Here is a 17,242-nt window from a genome sequence, read left to right on the forward strand (position 1 = left end):
CTATCGTATCCGAATCATAGCCTCGATCATAGAAATCCGACAGGCCCCACTGCTGTCGGATTTTTATGATATAAGGATGTCAAACGCCCAGTTCCTGCATAGGATGTAAAGATTGCGCGAGGGCATTCGCCCGCTCGTGAGCTATGTCAATCCATCAGGAGGGAACGGCGTGAAAATTCATATGGTTAAGCAAGGGGATTCGCTGTATTTGATCGCCAAAAAGTACAACGTATCGCTTGAAGAAATCATCAAGGCAAATCCGGAGATCAGTAACCCGGATGCCATTGAAGTGGGCATGAAGGTGAAGATTCCTTCGCCGCCTAAATCGACGATCGAGGTCATCCACCACCATATCGTGCAGCAAGGAGATAGCCTGTGGAAATTATCCAAGGCTTGGGGGATACAGCTTGCGGATATGATCAAGGCGAATCCGCAGCTCAAAAATCCAAACGCTCTGTTAACGGGCGAAGTGGTCAACATTCCGAAGTCGCCTAACGGCTCGGATACTCCGGCCTCGATGCACGGAAATCCGGGACACGGGAAGAAGAACACCGGCGCTAAAGCCGACACGAACGTGCAGCCTCTACCCGCGCCGATCGTGACGAACGTGCAGCCTCCCGCTCCGGTGCCAGTCCCGATTCCAGTTCCGATGCCTGCACCTGCGCCTATGCCAATAATGCCGATAGCCGAAAAGATGCCGATCGCCGAGAAGCCGAGCTATGGAATGATTCACGAGCATACCGACTTATTCAAGCAGTATCCTATGCCGTCCGTGCAGGCAACCGTTCAAGCAAATAAGTCCATGCCTTACGATTACGGAATGCAACAGCCTGCGACGAAAGCGGAGCAAATGTATCCGGGGTATGGATACGTCAATTACGAATCCGGGTACGGTCATAACATGCAGCATCCCCAAGTGAGTCCGGAGACTATGAAACAGGATTACGGATACGGCTATGGTCCTCAGTCCGGAATCTCTCCGCTGGGTGGACATATTACGGGTAACTTAGGCGGGTTATACGGGAATCAAGATTATTCTTATAGTCCGTATGCCAACCAAGCTAACCAAGCCAACCAGACGTTTCCGGTAGTAACGTCTCCGGCCATGACGAGCGGCAAGCCTGTTTCCGGCTGTAAAACCTGCGGAGGACCCAATGCGTGGCCGACTCAAACGGCGAACGCGAGTGCATTCCAATACGGGGATGCGTACCCGGGTATGAATAATCCGACCGCGGCGGCTCCTTATGGAATATCTCCGTATTCGACCGCATCCTACGGCAACATGCCTCAAGCGGTTAGTCCGTTCGGAAGCTATCCAAGCACTCAGCCCGGAGGTTATTACGGCATGCCGATGGGTGATGTGCCGTTCGGCACGAATCCAGCGACCGCCGGAATGCCGGGGATCGGAGCCGGTCCATACAGCGAGCCTTATTACGGATCGATTCCCGCCATTCCGCCAATGCCTCCGCTAGGGCCGATGAGAGAAGAAGGACAGGATGAGCGCTTCGATTCCGGCGGCGAGCAGGAGCTTGAGGTTAAGACTTCAACCGTCAAGAAGCGGCAGGCGAAACCTAAACCGCGAGCCGGCGCCGTCAGGCAACCTAAGCCCATACGCAAGGAAAGTCTTCCATGGATCAAATGGTAAAATAAAGCGCATAGCACCGGAATTCTCTGGCAACAATAAAGAAAAAAGCAGAGAAGGGGATTCCGGTGTCTCGCTTTCGCATACTTAAGGAGATCAAGAAATCTTTAAAGAGGAAACGCCGTCATGTCTGGTCCCTCGGAGCGGGAATTGCTATTTTCCTGACCGCGTCGCTTGCAGGCACTTGGATAGCGTACAGGGTAGTCGCCGTGAGGCCGTCCCAAACGTTCTTGCCGGCGGAATACGCTTCCGTCTGGACGGATGAACCGCAGACTATCTCTGACAACTCGGCGCGCGAGAAGACGTTCAGAGCGCTGAAGGACTGGCAGGGGCAAGTCGAGCTCGTTCTGCACCGTACTTATCTGTGCGGCGAAGAAACACGTCAATTGGGGAGGCTAAGCAGCTCGGAGGTTTCGGACATCCTGAAGTCGCACCGCGACTGGGGTGCGCGATTCGAATCTTCCGGACGTCTAACGATGGAAGAATCGGTGGACGACCTTTCTCCGAAGTGCCGTAAAACCGCCTACATCGGAATGGACGGGGATGGGAATCTTTCTTTGTTCGAAGGGCCTCCGTGGCAGGAGAAGGTGATCCGGACTTTCTTTCAGCTCGACGTGGAAATGCTGGAGTCACGGTTAGCCGATGAGCGCGTGAGAGAATTGGCAGAAGGCATACGCGTATCCGATAAAGACGAATATAATAGCGTGTTATCGACTTTCAACGAATTCGCCACTCTGCGCACTCAGGCTGTGCCTCAGCCGCAGCCATGATACTGTATCGCCGAAGAGCTGTCCTTTAGGTCGTAAGAAGACCTTTCGGACAGCTCTCTTTGCATTTCGGTAAGGATAAGTTTAGGCTAATAGTCGTGTTTAATTGATTTGCTTCTTAATTGTGTTCTCCTTCCGTTCTCATTGGGGATAACATTTGATATAATTAAACGTATTATGCTTACGAGAGAAGCGGGGGATCGCATTCATGAGAGTTTTGGGAATCGACCCTGGCATAGCCATTATGGGATTCGGGTTTATCGACAAGGCGGGGCACAAGCTGACTCCCGTCCAGTACGGGTGTATCGAAACGGCTGCCGGAACGCCTCAGGAAATCCGGTTGAAGCAAATCTATGATTCCGCCTGCGGGTTGCTAGATCAATATAAACCTGACACGGTCGGAGTAGAGAAGCTATTTTTCAACAAGAACGTAACGAACGCGTTCAGCGTAGGCCAAGCCCGCGGAGTGTTCATGCTGGCAGTTGCCCAACGGGGGGTTCCGATCGCGGAATATACGCCGATGCAGGTAAAGCAAGCCGTCGTAGGCTATGGCGCGGCCGAGAAGAGGCAGGTTCAGGAAATGGTCAAGATGCTGCTTAAACTATCCGTTATCCCTAAGCCCGACGATGTAGCCGATGCGCTCGCGGTCGCGATCTGCCACGCCCACTCCATCGTACTTAACGATAGAATGAACGGAGCGATGCGCTAATGATAGATTTTTTAAGAGGAAAAGTAGCCCACCTGGAAAGCGAGTACGTTATACTGGACGTTCACGACGTAGGCTATCGGGTATTTACGCCGAATCCTTACGGTTTATCCCGTACGGAGGATTCTATTCAGTTGTATATTTACCATCACGTTCGCGAGGATGCCATTCATTTGTTCGGGTTTACGACCCGGGATGAACAGGCGCTATTCCGCAGATTGCTTGAAGTATCGGGAATCGGCCCGAAGGTTGCGTTGGGCGTACTGGCCGGAGGTCGACCCGAAGCCGTCGTAGCCGCTATCCAGCAAGAGAACATAACGTTCTTGACGAAGCTGCCGGGGATCGGCAGGAAAACGGCTCAACGGATGATCCTCGACCTGAAGGACAAGCTCGGCGCGATCGACAGCCGATGGGCCGTCGCTTCGATGATCGAGTTGGATATCCCCGCGGCGGCTTCGGATGGCAGCTCGGCGTGGGCCGCGGCACGCGAAGCTTTGTCGGGTCTCGGATATCGGGACGCCGAATTGGACAAGGCATGGCTTACGATGAAAGACCAAGTAACCGGAGAAGAGTCTCCCGACGTCTTGATCAAGAAGGCGCTGCAACAATTGTTCCAAGGATAACGAGCAAGGGGAGAGGAGGCCGGAACGATGGAAGACGAACGAGTCGTCACCGCGCATCTCATGATGGAAGACCAAGCAGTAGAATACAGCCTTCGCCCGCGCTACTTGGCAGAATATATCGGCCAAGCGCAAGTGAAGGATAATTTGAAGATATACATAGAAGCGGCCAAGATGAGGTGCGAGCCGTTGGATCACGTTCTTCTGTACGGTCCGCCCGGATTGGGTAAAACGACGCTGTCGAATATCATAGCGAACGAGCTTGGCGTCAACATTCGCACGACGAGCGGCCCGGCCATCGAACGGCCGGGAGATTTGGCTGCGATTCTGACCAATTTGCAGGAGAACGACGTATTGTTCATTGACGAGATTCATAGGCTGCACCGGACGGTAGAAGAAGTTCTCTATCCGGCAATGGAAGATTTCGCCCTCGACTTTATTATCGGCAAAGGGCCAAGCGCGCGTTCCGTACGACTGGATTTACCGAAATTCACGTTGATAGGCGCTACGACTCGTGCGGGGTTATTATCCGCTCCTTTGCGAGATCGATTCGGCGTCGTAAGCAGGTTGGAGTTCTATACGGAGGACGAATTATCGTTCATCGTTACGCGTACCTCGGAAATATTCGGCGTTGGAATGGTCGGAGAAGCTTCAAGGGAAATCGCGAGACGAGCACGGGGCACGCCCCGGATCGCGAATCGTCTGTTAAAGCGGGTGCGCGACCATGCGCAGGTCAGGGGAGACGGTATTATTACAGATGCCGTTGCGCACGACGCTTTGGAGAGAATTCAGGTCGACCCGATGGGACTAGACAGCATCGACCACAAGATGCTGCGTTCGATGATTCAGAACTATGGCGGGAGGCCGGTAGGGCTCGATACGATCGCGGCTTCTATCGGGGAAGAAAGCCAGACGATAGAAGATGTTTATGAACCGTATTTGATGCAGATCGGATTCTTGCAGAGGACGCCGCGCGGCAGAATCGTGACGGCTTCCGCTTATCGCCACTTAGGTTTGCCCGTTCCCGAGATCAAAAGTTGAACACCATGACGGAGGAATAATCGATGATCTTAAACGCCAGGAGTTCCTATTCCCGATTACTATTGATGGTCGTTCTCATAACCGTGATCGTATCCGGCTCTTCCCGCGCAATCGTTCATGCGGCAGTAAACGTACCGGATAACATTCGGGTCGCTTTCTTTATCAATTTAGGTGCGAACAAATATCAATCCCTGACGTCGGTAGCAACGCTTCAATCGACTGATGGCATGAATCTAATCTGGCGAGATCCGCAATTCAGCCTTCCAGCGGGAAACGTTGCTGCGGGTAATAGCGTTCGGTTCGCGGTGGACGGGTACCGGGCGCTTGTTCTGGAGACGGCGGATCTCAATGCGGCGATTGCCGTACTGAAGAAAATCCAAGCTTCCTCCTCGGCTGCGTTCGTAACGCGATTAACCAAGTCGGGTAAGCCGGTGTACCAAGTAACGGAAGGAACCTATTCGAGCGCGGCAGGCGCAAAAACGGCGTTAACGAAGTGGACCGGCTCAGGAGTCGCCACAGGTGTCCAGACGCTTATCAGTGCCCGCGTCGCGGGTCCGTGGGCCGTGGAAACCGGACCGTATTCCAGCGCATACGAAGCGGAAATCGCCGCAGACCAGTTAGGCAGCGCGGGCTTGGACTCATTCGTTGCGCTGAAGCCGCGTGAAGGCGCGCTCGAATACGTCTTGCGCGTAGGACAAGAACAGAACGAATCGACATTGCCGGCACTGCAAGAAGCCGTAGCGGCGGCAGGGGGATTGAACGTAAGGATACCCGCAGCGGGCGAATCCTACGCGTTGATTCGTCATGACATGACCTTAAACGGAAACGCCAATAAACCCGTCGATTTCTATGCGATACCAGCCGGCTCAGGCGCGGTGTTAAGAGCGGATCCTGCGGGAGCAGGAGGAATTAATCTCCTCGAGCGCAGCAAAAGGACTTATCGCGGAAGCATGGAGGTAAGCGTCCTGAACCAATCGCTTGCCGTCGTTAACGAAGTCGATTACGAACAGTACTTATATTCCGTCGTCGGAACGGAGATCGGGGCCAAATGGCCGCTCGAAGCCCAGAAGGCGCAGGCCGTCGCCGCGCGTTCTTACGCGCTATCGTCCGGCATGGGTTATAATATCGCGCATGTCGTCGATACGACGCTAAGCCAAGCTTATTTCGGCATCGCTTCGGAGAATGCGATGGCGATAGAAGGCGTTAATCAGACGGCGGGCGAAGTTCTGACTTCGCAAGGCAAGGTAATAAACGCCGTGTTCTCCGCCAATGCCGGAGGTATAACGGCCGACAACGCCACCGAGATTTGGGAAGGAGACGATTCCTTCTTGACGGCGGGCGCGGAGAGTCCGGACGATGGACCTCAAAAGGGATTGTTGGATTGGTATTACGTCGCCCTTTCTTCGGGACAAGCGGGTTATATTCGTTCCGACTTGCTTGCCGATAGCGGACAGAAGCATATTAGCGGAGCCAAATACCTTAAAGCGACCGCGGAGGGAATTGCCGTCCGTTCGAAACCGCAAGTCGTCGCATCCGTCGAACCCATTGCGCGTATCGGAAGCGGAACCCTTGTCGTGGAGCTTGACAAGGTGCCGGAAAACACGGATTATAGCTGGATCGAGGGTCCCGTAACGCCGGAGGTGCTCCTGGCTTCGATAAATAAACGCGCGAAACCGCAAATTACGGGTCCGTTAAGAACGCTGGAGGTTACGAAAACAGGTCCGTCCGGACGCGCAACGGAAGTGAAGGCAAACGGAGTGACCGTTGACGTCGGCGTTTCCGACAACTTACGCGGAGCCCTGAACGGACTTAAAAGCACCTTGTTCACCATTGAAGAAACAGGAAGATATTCGATTCTGAACGGACAAGGCGACCAAGTCGATTCTTCCGGACAGATCGGATCGCTGAAGATCATCGGCGGCGACGGAACGGCAAGCTCCGTGACAGACCCGAACCTGTACGTCATGGACGGAAAAGGAAACTTAAGGGCTGGAACGACCGCGCCGGCTTTCAATTTCCTGGGCAAAGGTTACGGACACGGACTGGGCATGTCCCAATGGGGAGCTCGAGGTCTCGCGGAACAAGGGTATGACTACCAATATATACTGAAATACTATTACAAGAACGTGTTGATCGAAAAGGATGCTTAATATATGAACGTTAGCGATTACGATTTTGATCTTCCGGAGTCCCTCATCGCGCAAACTCCGTTATTGGAAAGAACCTCGTCCCGTTTGCTCGCTTTAAACCGGATTAACGGAAAGATAGAGCACCGCGCTTTCACCGATCTGGCGGAATTCTTGAAGCCGGGTGACACTCTCGTCGTGAACGATACAAGGGTTCTACCGGCGCGTTTATTCGGGTTCAAGGCGGACACGGGAGCGAAGGTCGAGCTTCTATTGCTTAAACGGCTGGAAGGCGACAGATGGGAAGCGTTGGTTCGCCCCGGGAAGAAGATTCATAAGGGAGCCAAGCTGAGCTTCGGTTTAGCCGAGAAGCCGGACGGAACGACCGAACAAGAGAACCTCGTTCCGCTTCTATCCGCGTTCGTAGAAGAAGAGGGAGAAATGGGCTCGCGCGTTATCCGTTTCGAATACGAAGGCATCTTCAACGAATTGCTGGACAAGCTGGGCCAAATGCCGCTTCCCCCCTATATCAAAGAAAGCTTGGATGACCGCGAGCGTTACCAGACGGTTTACTCCCGGCACGAAGGCTCGGCAGCGGCTCCGACCGCGGGGCTTCACTTCACGGATGAATTTCTCGATCGACTGCAATCCGAGGGAGTCAAGCTTTGCAGAATCACGTTGCATGTCGGGCTTGGCACGTTCCGTCCCGTTTCCGCGGAAACGATAGAGGAGCATGAAATGCACGCGGAATGGTACTCGGTAAGCGAGGAAAGCGCCAAGCTCCTGAATGAGGCCAAAGCAAGCGGAGGCAAGATCGTCGCGGTCGGAACGACTTCGGCCAGGACGCTTGAAACGGTCGGTCAGCGGTTCCGGGACCAGCCGATAGAATCGTGCAACGGTTGGACGGATATTTTCATCTTCCCAGGCTATGAGTTTACGATGGTGGACGCGCTATTGACGAATTTCCATCTCCCGAAATCTACGCTCGTGATGCTCGTTAGCGCTTTGGCCGGGCGAGAAAACGTTTTGAACGCCTATCGCGAGGCCGTAGAAGAGCAATATCGGTTTTTCAGCTTCGGCGACGCTATGTATATTTATTAAGGTCGGCGATTCCCATCTATGAACACGAGAGGAACACATCAATAATGGCGGTTAAATACGAATTGATCAAAACGTGCGCCCAGACCGGAGCCAGACTAGGCAGGCTTCATACGCCTCATGGCATTATCGATACGCCGACCTTTATGCCCGTCGGCACTCAAGCATCCGTAAAGGGAATGAGCCCCGAGGAGCTTAAATCGCTGGGAGCTCAAATCATACTGAGCAACACTTACCACTTGTTTCTTCGTCCGGGGCATGAACTCGTCAAGGAAGCCGGAGGATTGCATAAGTTTATGAACTGGGAACGACCGATATTAACCGATAGCGGCGGGTTTCAAGTGTTTTCCTTAAGCGAAATGCGCAAAATTACCGAACAAGGCGTCGAATTCCGTTCGCATATTAACGGAGATAAGCTGTCGTTGACGCCGGAGAGCGCAACACAGGTTCAGAACGCGCTTGGAGCCGATATTATGATGGCTTTCGATGAATGTCCGCCTTATCCGGCCGAGTATGAATACGTGAAACAATCGACGGAGCGCACGAGCCGTTGGGCGGAAAGATGCTTGAAGGCTCACGGTCGTCCGCACGACCAAGCCTTGTTCGCGATCGTTCAAGGCGGCATGCACAAAGATTTGCGCAAGCAGAGCGCGTTGGATTTGACTTCCCTTGATTTTCCGGGGTATGCTATGGGTGGACTGAGTGTGGGCGAGCCTAAACCGCTCATGTACGAAATGTTGGAAGAGACTATACATCTGTTGCCTAGCGACAAACCTCGGTATTTAATGGGAGTCGGCTCGCCGGATGCTCTCCTCGACGGTAGCATTCGCGGCGTGGACATGTTCGATTGCGTTCTGCCTACGCGCATTGCCCGCAACGGAACGCTGATGACAAGCCAAGGCCGGATGGTCGTCCGCAACGCCAAGTACGCCAACGATTTCGGTCCTTTGGATCCGGAATGCACCTGTTATGCCTGCCAGAATTATTCTCGAGCCTATATTAGGCACCTGATCAAAGCGGACGAGATGTTCGGTCTCCGCCTGACCACCATACATAATTTGCATTTCCTAGTTAAACTTATGGAACAGGTTAGAGAAGCGATTCGGGAGGACAGGCTGGGATCGTTCCGCGACGAATTTTTCGAGAAATACGGAATGGCACACAACGATAGCGGATTTTAAGAAAGGAGGGTAACGTAGATGTGGTTAGCGGAATCAGGCGGCGGCGGTAGCATTTGGGTAACCATCGCGCCTTTCATACTGATGTTCGCCATTTTTTATTTCCTGCTTATTCGTCCTCAGCAAAAGAAGCAACGGCAACGCGGCTCCATGCTGAACGCTTTGAAGAAGGGCGATAAAGTCACGACTGTCGGCGGCATGCACGGCACGATCGCGGAAATTTCCGATGATACGGTCGTTATTAAAGTGAACGACGTAACGAAATTGACGTTCGATCGTTCTTCCGTGAATAACGTAACTGCTCGTTCGAACGAGAAAAGCGAAGGAGACGGAGCGTAAGCATCTCGTCCACCCGCAACGAAAAAGCCTTTCCGACTTGGAGAAGATCCAAGCCAGGAAAGGCTTTTTTTGTCGTGATCGGACTCAGGAACCGACCGGACGAGAGGTTTTGAGCTTGGCTTTGCCGCGCAAGGCAAGTTTGTCGCGGGAAGTATTCTCCGCCCATGCTCCGACTTTAAGGCCGACTGTCGTGGATAACAGAGCCAATAGCAAACCGGCGACCATATCGGTGAACCAATGAATGCCTAGATAGAAAATCGAGAAAATAATGACGGAGGCGCTTATCCAAGCGAAGACCGCCCAACGTCGGATGCCCGATTTGCTGGCCAATAAGGCAAGCGTAACCGAGATCGACGTATGTAAGCTTGGGAAACAATTGTTCAAACCGGACAAAGACCGATATTCGCGTTCGAACGAAGGAAACACATCCAACAGAAGGAAATGGATCTGCGGATGCACGAACCAAACCTCGTTAACGGGCACGAATAAGTAAAAAGGAACGGCCAGAAAGTAATTCATTAATACAGCCACGCAAAATGCATAGTAAAGCTTCATATTCTTATGATGGGTATAGATAGCGACGGACGAAATCAATACCGACTGGAAGATGACCAAGTAAAAAATTCCGCAAACGGCGGTGAGCGCATCGGATTGAAGATTCGACTGCAGCCACGCAGGCCAGGCACCTTCCCATCCGCTCAGAACGGGGGTTAGATCATATGGAACCTTTAACCAATTTTCCAATCGGAGTTCATTTTTGTTGAGAAACATTATTGCCGTGACGGCGATAAAGAAAAGCAAATATTTGCGCGAGACGACCAAAGACTTTAGAAAAGCCCAAGCAGCCGCGAACGGTTGCCGTCCCGTTCCGAAGGCGATAAGGATGCTGACCGCGACAACCGTGGAAATCGCCACAGTCGACATGCTTCCGAACAAAACCATGATGAGCCTCCCGATAGCTTTTACGTAACAATCACCGACTTATTATAGCACAAAATCTCCGCTCTAACCGTATCAACGGGAGTTCGCTCCCGCGTTGACTCCGAGCATTCCTCCGAAGGCTCCCGCCAAGGAGGTGACGAGCAGCAGAATAGGCACGGCCGACGACCAGTTCGCGTCGGTCGCCAGAAAGCTGATCGTTAGCAGGAGCAAAGTGTAGACTAATCCGTTGGCCATTCCGAAATACCAACCGCGCCGTCCGGATCTTTTGGCGGAAACGAAACCTCCCGCCAGCGAAGCGCAGCCATGTACGCCGAAAACCCAGGGAAGCATGTTGGACTCGCTAAGCGAAGAACCCATCAGAACGATGGATAGCGCGATGGCGCCGATAGCGAGCCATATTCCGGACCAATATAAACCCGACGCGAAAGGCGAGGCATTCCTTAATCCAAACAATCGTGAAAGCGAACTCAAAGATATCACTCCTTCGTGAATTAATCGTTTGTATCAGCATATGGCGATCGGGAGCTACGTAGTACAGGCTAGTTGGCCTCTGACGGAACAATCGTACGATCGCGTAGAGATTACCATATTTTCCGCACCCGAAATCGGAATGAGCGCATAGGTACCCGGTGACACTACTAGTCCGAGTGCCCAAAATCGGCAGCATAAGACTTAGCATAACGATACATGGAGGGGAGAACATGGAACTGACGGCGATTCTTCTCAGAACGACGTTCATGTATTTCTTCATTTTTATGATCTTGCGTTTGATGGGAAAGCGAGAAATCGGAAAACTCTCCGTATTCGATTTGGTCATTTCCATCATGATCGCGGAAATCGCAGTAATCGTCATCGAAGCGACCGATAAATCGATGGTTGTAGCCATAGCGCCGATCGTGCTGTTGTTCATTATACAAATCGGCTTGGCTTACTTCACGATGAAAAATAGAAAGTTACGGATGTGGTTCGACGGAAAGCCAAGCGTTCTGATCAGGGACGGGCATCTCAATCGCGATGAAATGAAAAAGCAAAGATATAATTTGGACGACCTCATGCAGCAGCTCAGGGAAAGCCAGGTGACAGAAGTTAAAGAAGTCGAGCTCGCGGTATTGGAATCCACGGGCAAATTATCCGTCATTACGAAGGATAGCGGGGATAAGAACGATAGCGAGAGTGAGAGCGGGGACAAGAGCGAGCAGTACGAGAAGACCGACCGTGCTCCCCAAATCAGATACGAGCTTCTTCCGATGGCGCTGATATTGGACGGACAGGTTCAGGACGACAATTTGGAGAAGCTCGGCAAGACCAGATTTTGGTTAAAGAGCGAGCTTCGAAATTTCGAGGTCGATCAATTCAAGCAAGTATTTTTCTGTACCATCGATCATCGGGGCAAGCTTTATGTAGATAAGAAATGACGCTGACGGGATTCACGTTATGAACGTTTTCTCGGCGCGAAGAAGGAGCCGAAGACCGGAATTCTCGCGACGTCGTGACGATCGATCAGCCTTAACCAAATAAGTAGAAGCAGATAAACGACGATAGCTATGAAGCATGCGACGACCAGCTTTGCGCCGCCGTGCCCGAGAAGATCCACGTTCCATATCCGCAGGGCAACCGCGCTCATGACGATCATCGCCAAGGTTACTTTAAGAAAATCGAGCGGCTTCATGCGAAATCCGGTTAGACGCGCGACGCTGATCCAATGGAGCAGCGTGACGAGCACCATGTTGACGCCTATCGCGATAACCGCCCCAAGTATGCCGAATTGCGGATCGGCGGCTAATTGGGCGATCAGAATGAGCTTAACGGCGGCGCCCGCGAAAGTATTGAATAAAGCGGTCCCAGGCCTGTTCAGCGCTTGCAAGGCAGCTTGCAATGGGGCTTGCATATAGAGGAAGATGGCTAGCGGAGCCATCCATCTTAGCATGTTCGCCATGGAGTCGTTACCGTAGAGCAGTGTGCATATCGGTCCGGCCAGCAAGCCCAACAGCACGACGAACGGCGCGCCCGTCACGACGGCGAGCCGCATCGATTGGTGCAGACGGACATGAATCGTCGCCCAGTCGCCGCGGGAAGCGGCTTCGGACAAGGCGGGAACGAGCGAAACCGCCAAGGAATAGGTCAGCGCGCCGGGAAGCAACAGAAGGGGAATAACCATGCCTTGGAGCGCTCCGTACTGGGCCGTTGCTCCAGCGACGGCGACTCCGGCGAACGTTAAGCTTCTAACCGTCAGGATAGATTCCAACAAATAAGAAAGCGAGCCGACCAATTTGCTGCCGGTCACGGGAATAGCCGTAAGTAACAATGGTTTTAAGTAGCTTGTATTTCCCGTAACTGGCTTCGTCGCTAATGCGGCTGTCTGGTTATCGGCCGTTACGTTTCCTTCCGGTTTTTTCTTCCGGTCTTGAACGAATTGAATCCCCAGTACGACAAGCCCCGCGATTTCGCCGACCACCATTCCCAGCACCGCGCCAGCCGCGGCCATCTCGAGGCCGTAGGGGAGGAACATCCATACGAACAGCAACGTCAGCACGATTCGGAATATCGTCTCGGACGTTTGGGACAACGCGGTCGGAATCATATTTTGTTTTCCTTGGAAGTACCCGCGCCACACGGACGATACCGCGACAAGAGGAAGCACGGGAATCATCGTAAGGAATGCGGTATGGACGCGCGAGTCCGTCATGATGCGCGTGGAGATCATGTCCGATAACGCGAAACAGATCGCGGCGCATACGAGACTGATCGACAGTGCCAATAGAACGGCTACCCTTAATATTCGTTTAACCGCATGACGGTCGCCTTTAGAGTCGGCCTCCGCCACCATCTTGGCTACCGCTAGCGGAATGCCGCCGGCAATAATCGTTAACAGAACGATAGTAAACGGATATACGAGTTGAATAAGCCCGACGCCTTCCGCGCCGATCATTCGAGGCAACGCGATACGGGGTACGAACCCAAGAATACGATTTAAGAGACCGGCAGCCAGCAGGATCATGGCTCCTTGAATAAACGATTGTTTGCGCAGGCTCAATGGGATCCCTCTTCCCTTCAATGGGTTAGTCCATGTGTATGCGAAGGTTGTCCTTCTTCATGCCATTGGCAGGAATTTAGCCTTGCGCATAGAAAGTTTAAAGAGCATGATTAAACCGCAACGGAGGGATGACACGGGTGGATGGACCGAATGAAGAAAGGCCGGATACGGATGTCTTAGCGGACGAGCCCAAGATGAGCGAGATCGAGATGAACGAGACGATCGAGTTGCTCTGCCTCAGCAAAGCGGAGGAATTTCATTTAATCGGATATGAACAGGTGACCGGCGCGGACGTGTGGGAATGCGTAAGCGATAAATACCACAAAAAAGGCACGCCGCAGCTGTACGAGATAGTGAACGACATTTTGTCCCTCAAGGTGACGCAATTCATGAATTTCATCACTTTAAGCATGTATAGGGGCGAAATGAAAAAGAGGTAGTCGTGAATCGAAGAGTCTTCTCCCATGGAGGAGGCTTTCTTTTTGACTTCCATTTGTTCACGTAGTTATAATAGGAACATTGAGAATCGAAAGGGGACCGCAAGAGAGATGAAACGTATAGTGGCTTTCGTGCTCATTGTTCTCGTTAGTTTCGGGATTATGGGAGCTTTAACACCCGGACTGCTGAACGGAACGAAGCTTGGGCTCGACTTGAAAGGCGGAGTTGAAATTCTGTACGAGGCGCATCCGTTAACGGAGGGCGGCGTCGTAACGAAGGAAGCCTTGAAGCAAACCGCGCTCAGCTTAGAGAAACGCGCGAACAAAAGCAATGTGGCCGAGCCTGAGGTCACGACGGAAGGTAAAAACAGAATTCGCCTTAAAATCGCGGTATCTACCGGTTCTACGGACAAAGAACGCGACGAGGCAGTCGAGAAAATCCGCGATCTGATGAAGCGTCCGGCCGAATTGCAATTCCGCAGCGCGGAAGGGTGCGCGGACGGATCGTATTGCACGGTTGAAATGATCGGCAGCGACTTCAAAGAGGGCGCCGCAAAAATCGAATACAACAATCTAAGCCAACCAATGGTGCGGATCGTCGTAAACGACAAGAAAAAGCTTGCCGACGTATCGACCAAGCTTGTCAACAAAAACTTGGCCATTTACTTAGATGACACGATGATTTCCGACCCGGTAGTCCAAGCGGCGTTAACGGACGGCACGGCGGTTATTACGGGGCAAGATTCGCTAGACGAAGCGCAAAATTTGGCGGATATCATCAACTTAGGCGCGTTGCCGCTTAAATTGACGGAAAAATACACGCAAAGCGTCGGCGCGACGCTAGGCAAACAATCCTTGAACGACACGTTGTTCGCTGGCGTTCTGGCATCGGCGCTCATCCTTCTTTTCATGCTCGTTCTGTATCGTATTCCCGGCCTTGTGGCCAGCATCTGTCTGCTCGTTTTCGTATGGGTGCTTCTCGGCGTCTTCTATCTGATGGGAGCTACGTTGACGCTTCCGGGTATCGCGGCGTTCGTTCTCGGTATCGGTATCGCAGTCGATTCGAACATCATAACGGCCGAACGGATTAAGGACGAGCTCCGCACGGGCAAGACGATCGCGTCTTCGCTTCGCGCTGGCGCCAAGAACAGCTTCCGTACGATCATCGACGCGCATATTACGACTTTGATCGCCGCATCCGTTTTGTATTTCATGGGACACGGCATCGTGAAAAGCTTCGCCGTCGTTCTTATCGCGAGTATTCTCGTTAACATTTTGACCAACGTTTTCTTGCCGCGTTACTTGCTCACCTTGCTCGTCAAGAGCGGTCGCTTCAATAAACCGTCCCATTACAACGTGAGAGAAGGTGAAATCGATGCGCTCTAAACGTACCTTCGACTTCGTGAAGTCCAGCCGTCGGTTCCTGATCGTTTCGGCGATCGTCACGCTTCTCGGAATCGTGGCGGTAAGCATATTCGGATTGAATTACGGCATAGATTTCAGTTCCGGTACCTCGGTGGATATTTCATCGAAGAAGTCCGTTACGGAGGAAAAATTAAGAACGTTTCTGGATGATCAGGATCTGGGACAGTATACGCTAACGACCGCGGAAAACCGGGATTCGATCCGCTTCAAGGAAGCTCTTAACGACACGCAGGAAAAAGCGTTCAAGGCGGCGTTCACATCCGAGATCGATCCCGATGCTTCTTACGAGATCAATATCGTCGACGTCGATATCGCGAAAGAGCAACAAAGAAGCGCGCTCATCGGCATGGCTATCGCGTGTTTGGGCATCGTCATCTACGTGAGTATTCGTTTCGAATGGCGTTTTGCCATTTCGGCGGTCGTTTCGTTGGTGTATAGCGCATTCTTCGTTATCACGATGTTCTCCTTGCTTCGGTTGGAGGTAAATCTTCCGTTCATTCTTGCCGTGCTGACGATTATCGGTTATGCGATTAACGATACGGTCGTTATCTTCGATAGGATCAGGGAAAACCTGCGGTTTTCCAAGATCAAGAAACCGTCCGATCTCGAAGATCTCGTGAATAAGAGCGTATGGCAGACGTTGGCCCGTTCGATCAATACGGTCATTACCGTATTGATAGCGTCCGTGTGCTTGTTCATCTTCGGCGGGGAGTCGATCAAGTTATTCTCCCTTGCGATGATATTCGGTCTTGTAGCCGGCGCGTATTCATCGATCTTCATCGCCAGCCAGCTTTGGTTGTATTTGAAGAAGAGACAACCGATTAAGAAAGTCGCGGTAAAGCCGCAAAGCACGCCTTAAGCAACTAGAAAGGAGTGGCTCTAAATGGCTATGGAACATCGCTCCGCATCCGCGGAACGCGGGTCTCTGGTATCCCTGTGGGGGCTGCTCGGTTTGTTTATCGTGAAAGGCTCGGTCGGATGGCTGACCGGGAGTAAAGCTCTGATGGCGGATGCTTGCCAGTCGGCGGCCGACTGCGCAGGCACCGTAACCTCTTATATGGGTATTCGTAAAGCGAGAATGGATCCGAAAGCTGTAAACGCGTCGCGTCATAATCCGGAATCGGTCGCGGCCATCGTATTATCGGCAATGCTACTCGTTGCCGGCATAGAGATCGGCATCTCTTCGGCGCGTTCGATAGCGAATGGGGTCGAGGAAGCCCCTGGCGTTGGCGCCGTAATCGTCATTGCGGCAGGCATCGGCGTTAGGGAAGGGCTCGTACGTTACCGGAGAAGCAGGGATATTCGTTGCGGAATTCGCGTAGATCGTACGTTGGACGGTCGCTCAGACATCTTCGTTTCGTTAACGGCTTTGGTCGGGACATCAGGCGCGGTGGTCGGCGAATTATATGATATGCCGGGTCTCTACGTTCTCGATCCTGCCGCTGGACTCGTGATTTCATTAATCGTCGTGAGAATGGGTTACCGCATGACGGCCGGTGTATTGCGAGTGCCGGACCATTGCAAGCTGGAGGAGTCAGATGCCCAGTCTCTGCTCGAAGCCGTTCAGAGAGTCGACGGCGTCGTGGCGGTCGACGATGTGAAGGCCAGGGAGCAGGGGCATTACATTGTTCTGGATATCGTCATTCGGGTGAATCCGCGAATCAGCGTTTTCGAAGGGCAGGATATCGCGCATCGCGTGCGGCGTCAATTGACCAAACGCTTCCTGCACGTGATGGATGCCAACGTTAAGGTACAGCCTTACGATCCGGGATTTCCTTATAAGTCCAATCACCAGGAAGAAGAGCTTTCTTCATTGATTCAATAGCTATTGTCTTCGTTATTCATCGTACGATCGAGCGCTTGAACGTTCAGTCCGCCGCCATCCTG

The 17,242-nt window shown here is 52.5% G+C and carries 17 protein-coding genes; 14 read left to right on the forward strand and 3 right to left on the reverse strand.

Annotated elements, in window-relative coordinates; translation table 11 throughout:
• Positions 1-169 precede the first annotated feature (169 nt).
• The 9 genes from DFP95_RS08820 (at position 170) to yajC (ending at position 9,517) form a co-directional block, all read left to right on the forward strand.
• Positions 170-1,645, forward strand: a complete 1,476-nt coding sequence (locus DFP95_RS08820) for a LysM peptidoglycan-binding domain-containing protein (protein ID WP_115992216.1) — start codon at positions 170-172, stop codon at positions 1,643-1,645.
• Between the two features lie 65 nt (positions 1,646-1,710).
• Positions 1,711-2,412, forward strand: a complete 702-nt coding sequence (locus DFP95_RS08825; RefSeq protein WP_115992217.1) for a BofC C-terminal domain-containing protein — start codon at positions 1,711-1,713, stop codon at positions 2,410-2,412.
• Positions 2,413-2,617: 205 nt separating this feature from the next.
• Positions 2,618-3,118, forward strand: coding sequence for a crossover junction endodeoxyribonuclease RuvC (ruvC, locus tag DFP95_RS08830; protein ID WP_115992218.1), 501 nt, complete (start codon positions 2,618-2,620; stop codon positions 3,116-3,118).
• Entirely contained in the window at positions 3,118-3,738 is a 621-nt protein-coding gene (gene ruvA, locus DFP95_RS08835) for a Holliday junction branch migration protein RuvA (RefSeq protein ID WP_115992219.1), read from the forward strand. The genes ruvC and ruvA overlap by 1 nt, the downstream gene beginning before the upstream one ends.
• Before the next feature lie 27 nt (positions 3,739-3,765).
• Positions 3,766-4,776, forward strand: a complete 1,011-nt coding sequence (gene ruvB, locus DFP95_RS08840) for a Holliday junction branch migration DNA helicase RuvB (protein ID WP_115992220.1) — start codon at positions 3,766-3,768, stop codon at positions 4,774-4,776.
• Between the two features lie 23 nt (positions 4,777-4,799).
• A complete protein-coding gene (locus DFP95_RS08845; protein WP_115992221.1) occupies positions 4,800-6,926 on the forward strand; it encodes a SpoIID/LytB domain-containing protein in 2,127 nt (708 codons plus the stop codon).
• 3 nt (positions 6,927-6,929) lie between these two features.
• The gene (queA, locus tag DFP95_RS08850) at positions 6,930-8,003 is read left to right on the forward strand and encodes a tRNA preQ1(34) S-adenosylmethionine ribosyltransferase-isomerase QueA (RefSeq protein ID WP_115992222.1); all 1,074 of its coding nucleotides are present in this window, start codon (positions 6,930-6,932) and stop codon (positions 8,001-8,003) included.
• Positions 8,004-8,047: 44 nt separating this feature from the next.
• Positions 8,048-9,181, forward strand: coding sequence for a tRNA guanosine(34) transglycosylase Tgt (gene tgt / locus DFP95_RS08855; protein ID WP_115992223.1), 1,134 nt, complete (start codon positions 8,048-8,050; stop codon positions 9,179-9,181).
• A gap of 18 nt (positions 9,182-9,199) precedes the next feature.
• Complete coding sequence (gene yajC, locus DFP95_RS08860; RefSeq protein WP_115992224.1) at positions 9,200-9,517, forward strand: preprotein translocase subunit YajC; 318 nt, start codon at positions 9,200-9,202, stop codon at positions 9,515-9,517.
• An 84-nt stretch (positions 9,518-9,601) separates the two neighbouring features.
• Here yajC and DFP95_RS08865 read toward each other — a convergent pair whose 3' ends face one another.
• Both DFP95_RS08865 and DFP95_RS08870 read right to left on the reverse strand, forming a co-directional pair.
• Positions 9,602-10,459, reverse strand: coding sequence for a phosphatase PAP2 family protein (locus DFP95_RS08865; RefSeq protein WP_115992225.1), 858 nt, complete (start codon positions 10,457-10,459; stop codon positions 9,602-9,604).
• A gap of 72 nt (positions 10,460-10,531) precedes the next feature.
• Entirely contained in the window at positions 10,532-10,930 is a 399-nt protein-coding gene (locus DFP95_RS08870; RefSeq protein WP_181907327.1) for a TIGR04086 family membrane protein, read from the reverse strand.
• A gap of 230 nt (positions 10,931-11,160) precedes the next feature.
• On the opposite strand from DFP95_RS08870, the gene DFP95_RS08875 reads away from it, so the two are divergent.
• The gene (locus DFP95_RS08875) at positions 11,161-11,874 is read left to right on the forward strand and encodes a YetF domain-containing protein (protein WP_115992227.1); all 714 of its coding nucleotides are present in this window, start codon (positions 11,161-11,163) and stop codon (positions 11,872-11,874) included.
• Between the two features lie 17 nt (positions 11,875-11,891).
• On the opposite strand, the gene spoVB is transcribed toward DFP95_RS08875, so the two are convergent.
• On the reverse strand, positions 11,892-13,487 hold the full coding sequence (spoVB, locus tag DFP95_RS08880) for a stage V sporulation protein B (protein WP_115992306.1): 1,596 nt from the start codon (positions 13,485-13,487) through the stop codon (positions 11,892-11,894).
• 143 nt (positions 13,488-13,630) lie between these two features.
• Between spoVB and DFP95_RS08885 the strand changes: the two genes are divergently transcribed.
• From DFP95_RS08885 to DFP95_RS08900, 4 genes are all read left to right on the forward strand, one after another.
• Positions 13,631-13,933, forward strand: coding sequence for a post-transcriptional regulator (locus DFP95_RS08885; protein WP_425453258.1), 303 nt, complete (start codon positions 13,631-13,633; stop codon positions 13,931-13,933).
• A 108-nt stretch (positions 13,934-14,041) separates the two neighbouring features.
• Complete coding sequence (secD, locus tag DFP95_RS29270) at positions 14,042-15,316, forward strand: protein translocase subunit SecD (RefSeq protein WP_115992228.1); 1,275 nt, start codon at positions 14,042-14,044, stop codon at positions 15,314-15,316.
• On the forward strand, positions 15,306-16,214 hold the full coding sequence (secF, locus tag DFP95_RS29275; RefSeq protein ID WP_115992229.1) for a protein translocase subunit SecF: 909 nt from the start codon (positions 15,306-15,308) through the stop codon (positions 16,212-16,214). Before secD ends, secF begins: the two co-directional genes overlap by 11 nt.
• A gap of 24 nt (positions 16,215-16,238) precedes the next feature.
• Positions 16,239-17,180, forward strand: coding sequence for a cation diffusion facilitator family transporter (locus tag DFP95_RS08900; protein WP_115992230.1), 942 nt, complete (start codon positions 16,239-16,241; stop codon positions 17,178-17,180).
• Positions 17,181-17,242: the final 62 nt, after the last annotated feature.

The sequence above is a fragment of the Cohnella lupini genome (genome assembly GCF_003386205.1).
In the GTDB taxonomy this organism is placed as follows: Bacteria; Bacillota; Bacilli; order Paenibacillales; family Paenibacillaceae; genus Cohnella; species Cohnella lupini.

Bases quoted from the DNA above. Each gene is read 5' to 3' on its own strand.
- ruvC (WP_115992218.1), top strand. From the start codon at position 2,618: ATGAGAGTTTTGGGAATCGACCCTGGCATAGCCATTATGGGATTCGGG.
- ruvA (WP_115992219.1), top strand. From the start codon at position 3,118: ATGATAGATTTTTTAAGAGGAAAAGTAGCCCACCTGGAAAGCGAGTAC.
- ruvB (WP_115992220.1), top strand. From the start codon at position 3,766: ATGGAAGACGAACGAGTCGTCACCGCGCATCTCATGATGGAAGACCAA.
- DFP95_RS08845 (WP_115992221.1), top strand. From the start codon at position 4,800: ATGATCTTAAACGCCAGGAGTTCCTATTCCCGATTACTATTGATGGTC.
- queA (WP_115992222.1), top strand. From the start codon at position 6,930: ATGAACGTTAGCGATTACGATTTTGATCTTCCGGAGTCCCTCATCGCG.
- tgt (WP_115992223.1), top strand. From the start codon at position 8,048: ATGGCGGTTAAATACGAATTGATCAAAACGTGCGCCCAGACCGGAGCC.
- yajC (WP_115992224.1), top strand. From the start codon at position 9,200: ATGTGGTTAGCGGAATCAGGCGGCGGCGGTAGCATTTGGGTAACCATC.
- DFP95_RS08865 (WP_115992225.1), bottom strand. From the start codon at position 10,459: ATGGTTTTGTTCGGAAGCATGTCGACTGTGGCGATTTCCACGGTTGTC.
- DFP95_RS08875 (WP_115992227.1), top strand. From the start codon at position 11,161: ATGGAACTGACGGCGATTCTTCTCAGAACGACGTTCATGTATTTCTTC.
- secD (WP_115992228.1), top strand. From the start codon at position 14,042: ATGAAACGTATAGTGGCTTTCGTGCTCATTGTTCTCGTTAGTTTCGGG.
- secF (WP_115992229.1), top strand. From the start codon at position 15,306: ATGCGCTCTAAACGTACCTTCGACTTCGTGAAGTCCAGCCGTCGGTTC.
- DFP95_RS08900 (WP_115992230.1), top strand. From the start codon at position 16,239: ATGGCTATGGAACATCGCTCCGCATCCGCGGAACGCGGGTCTCTGGTA.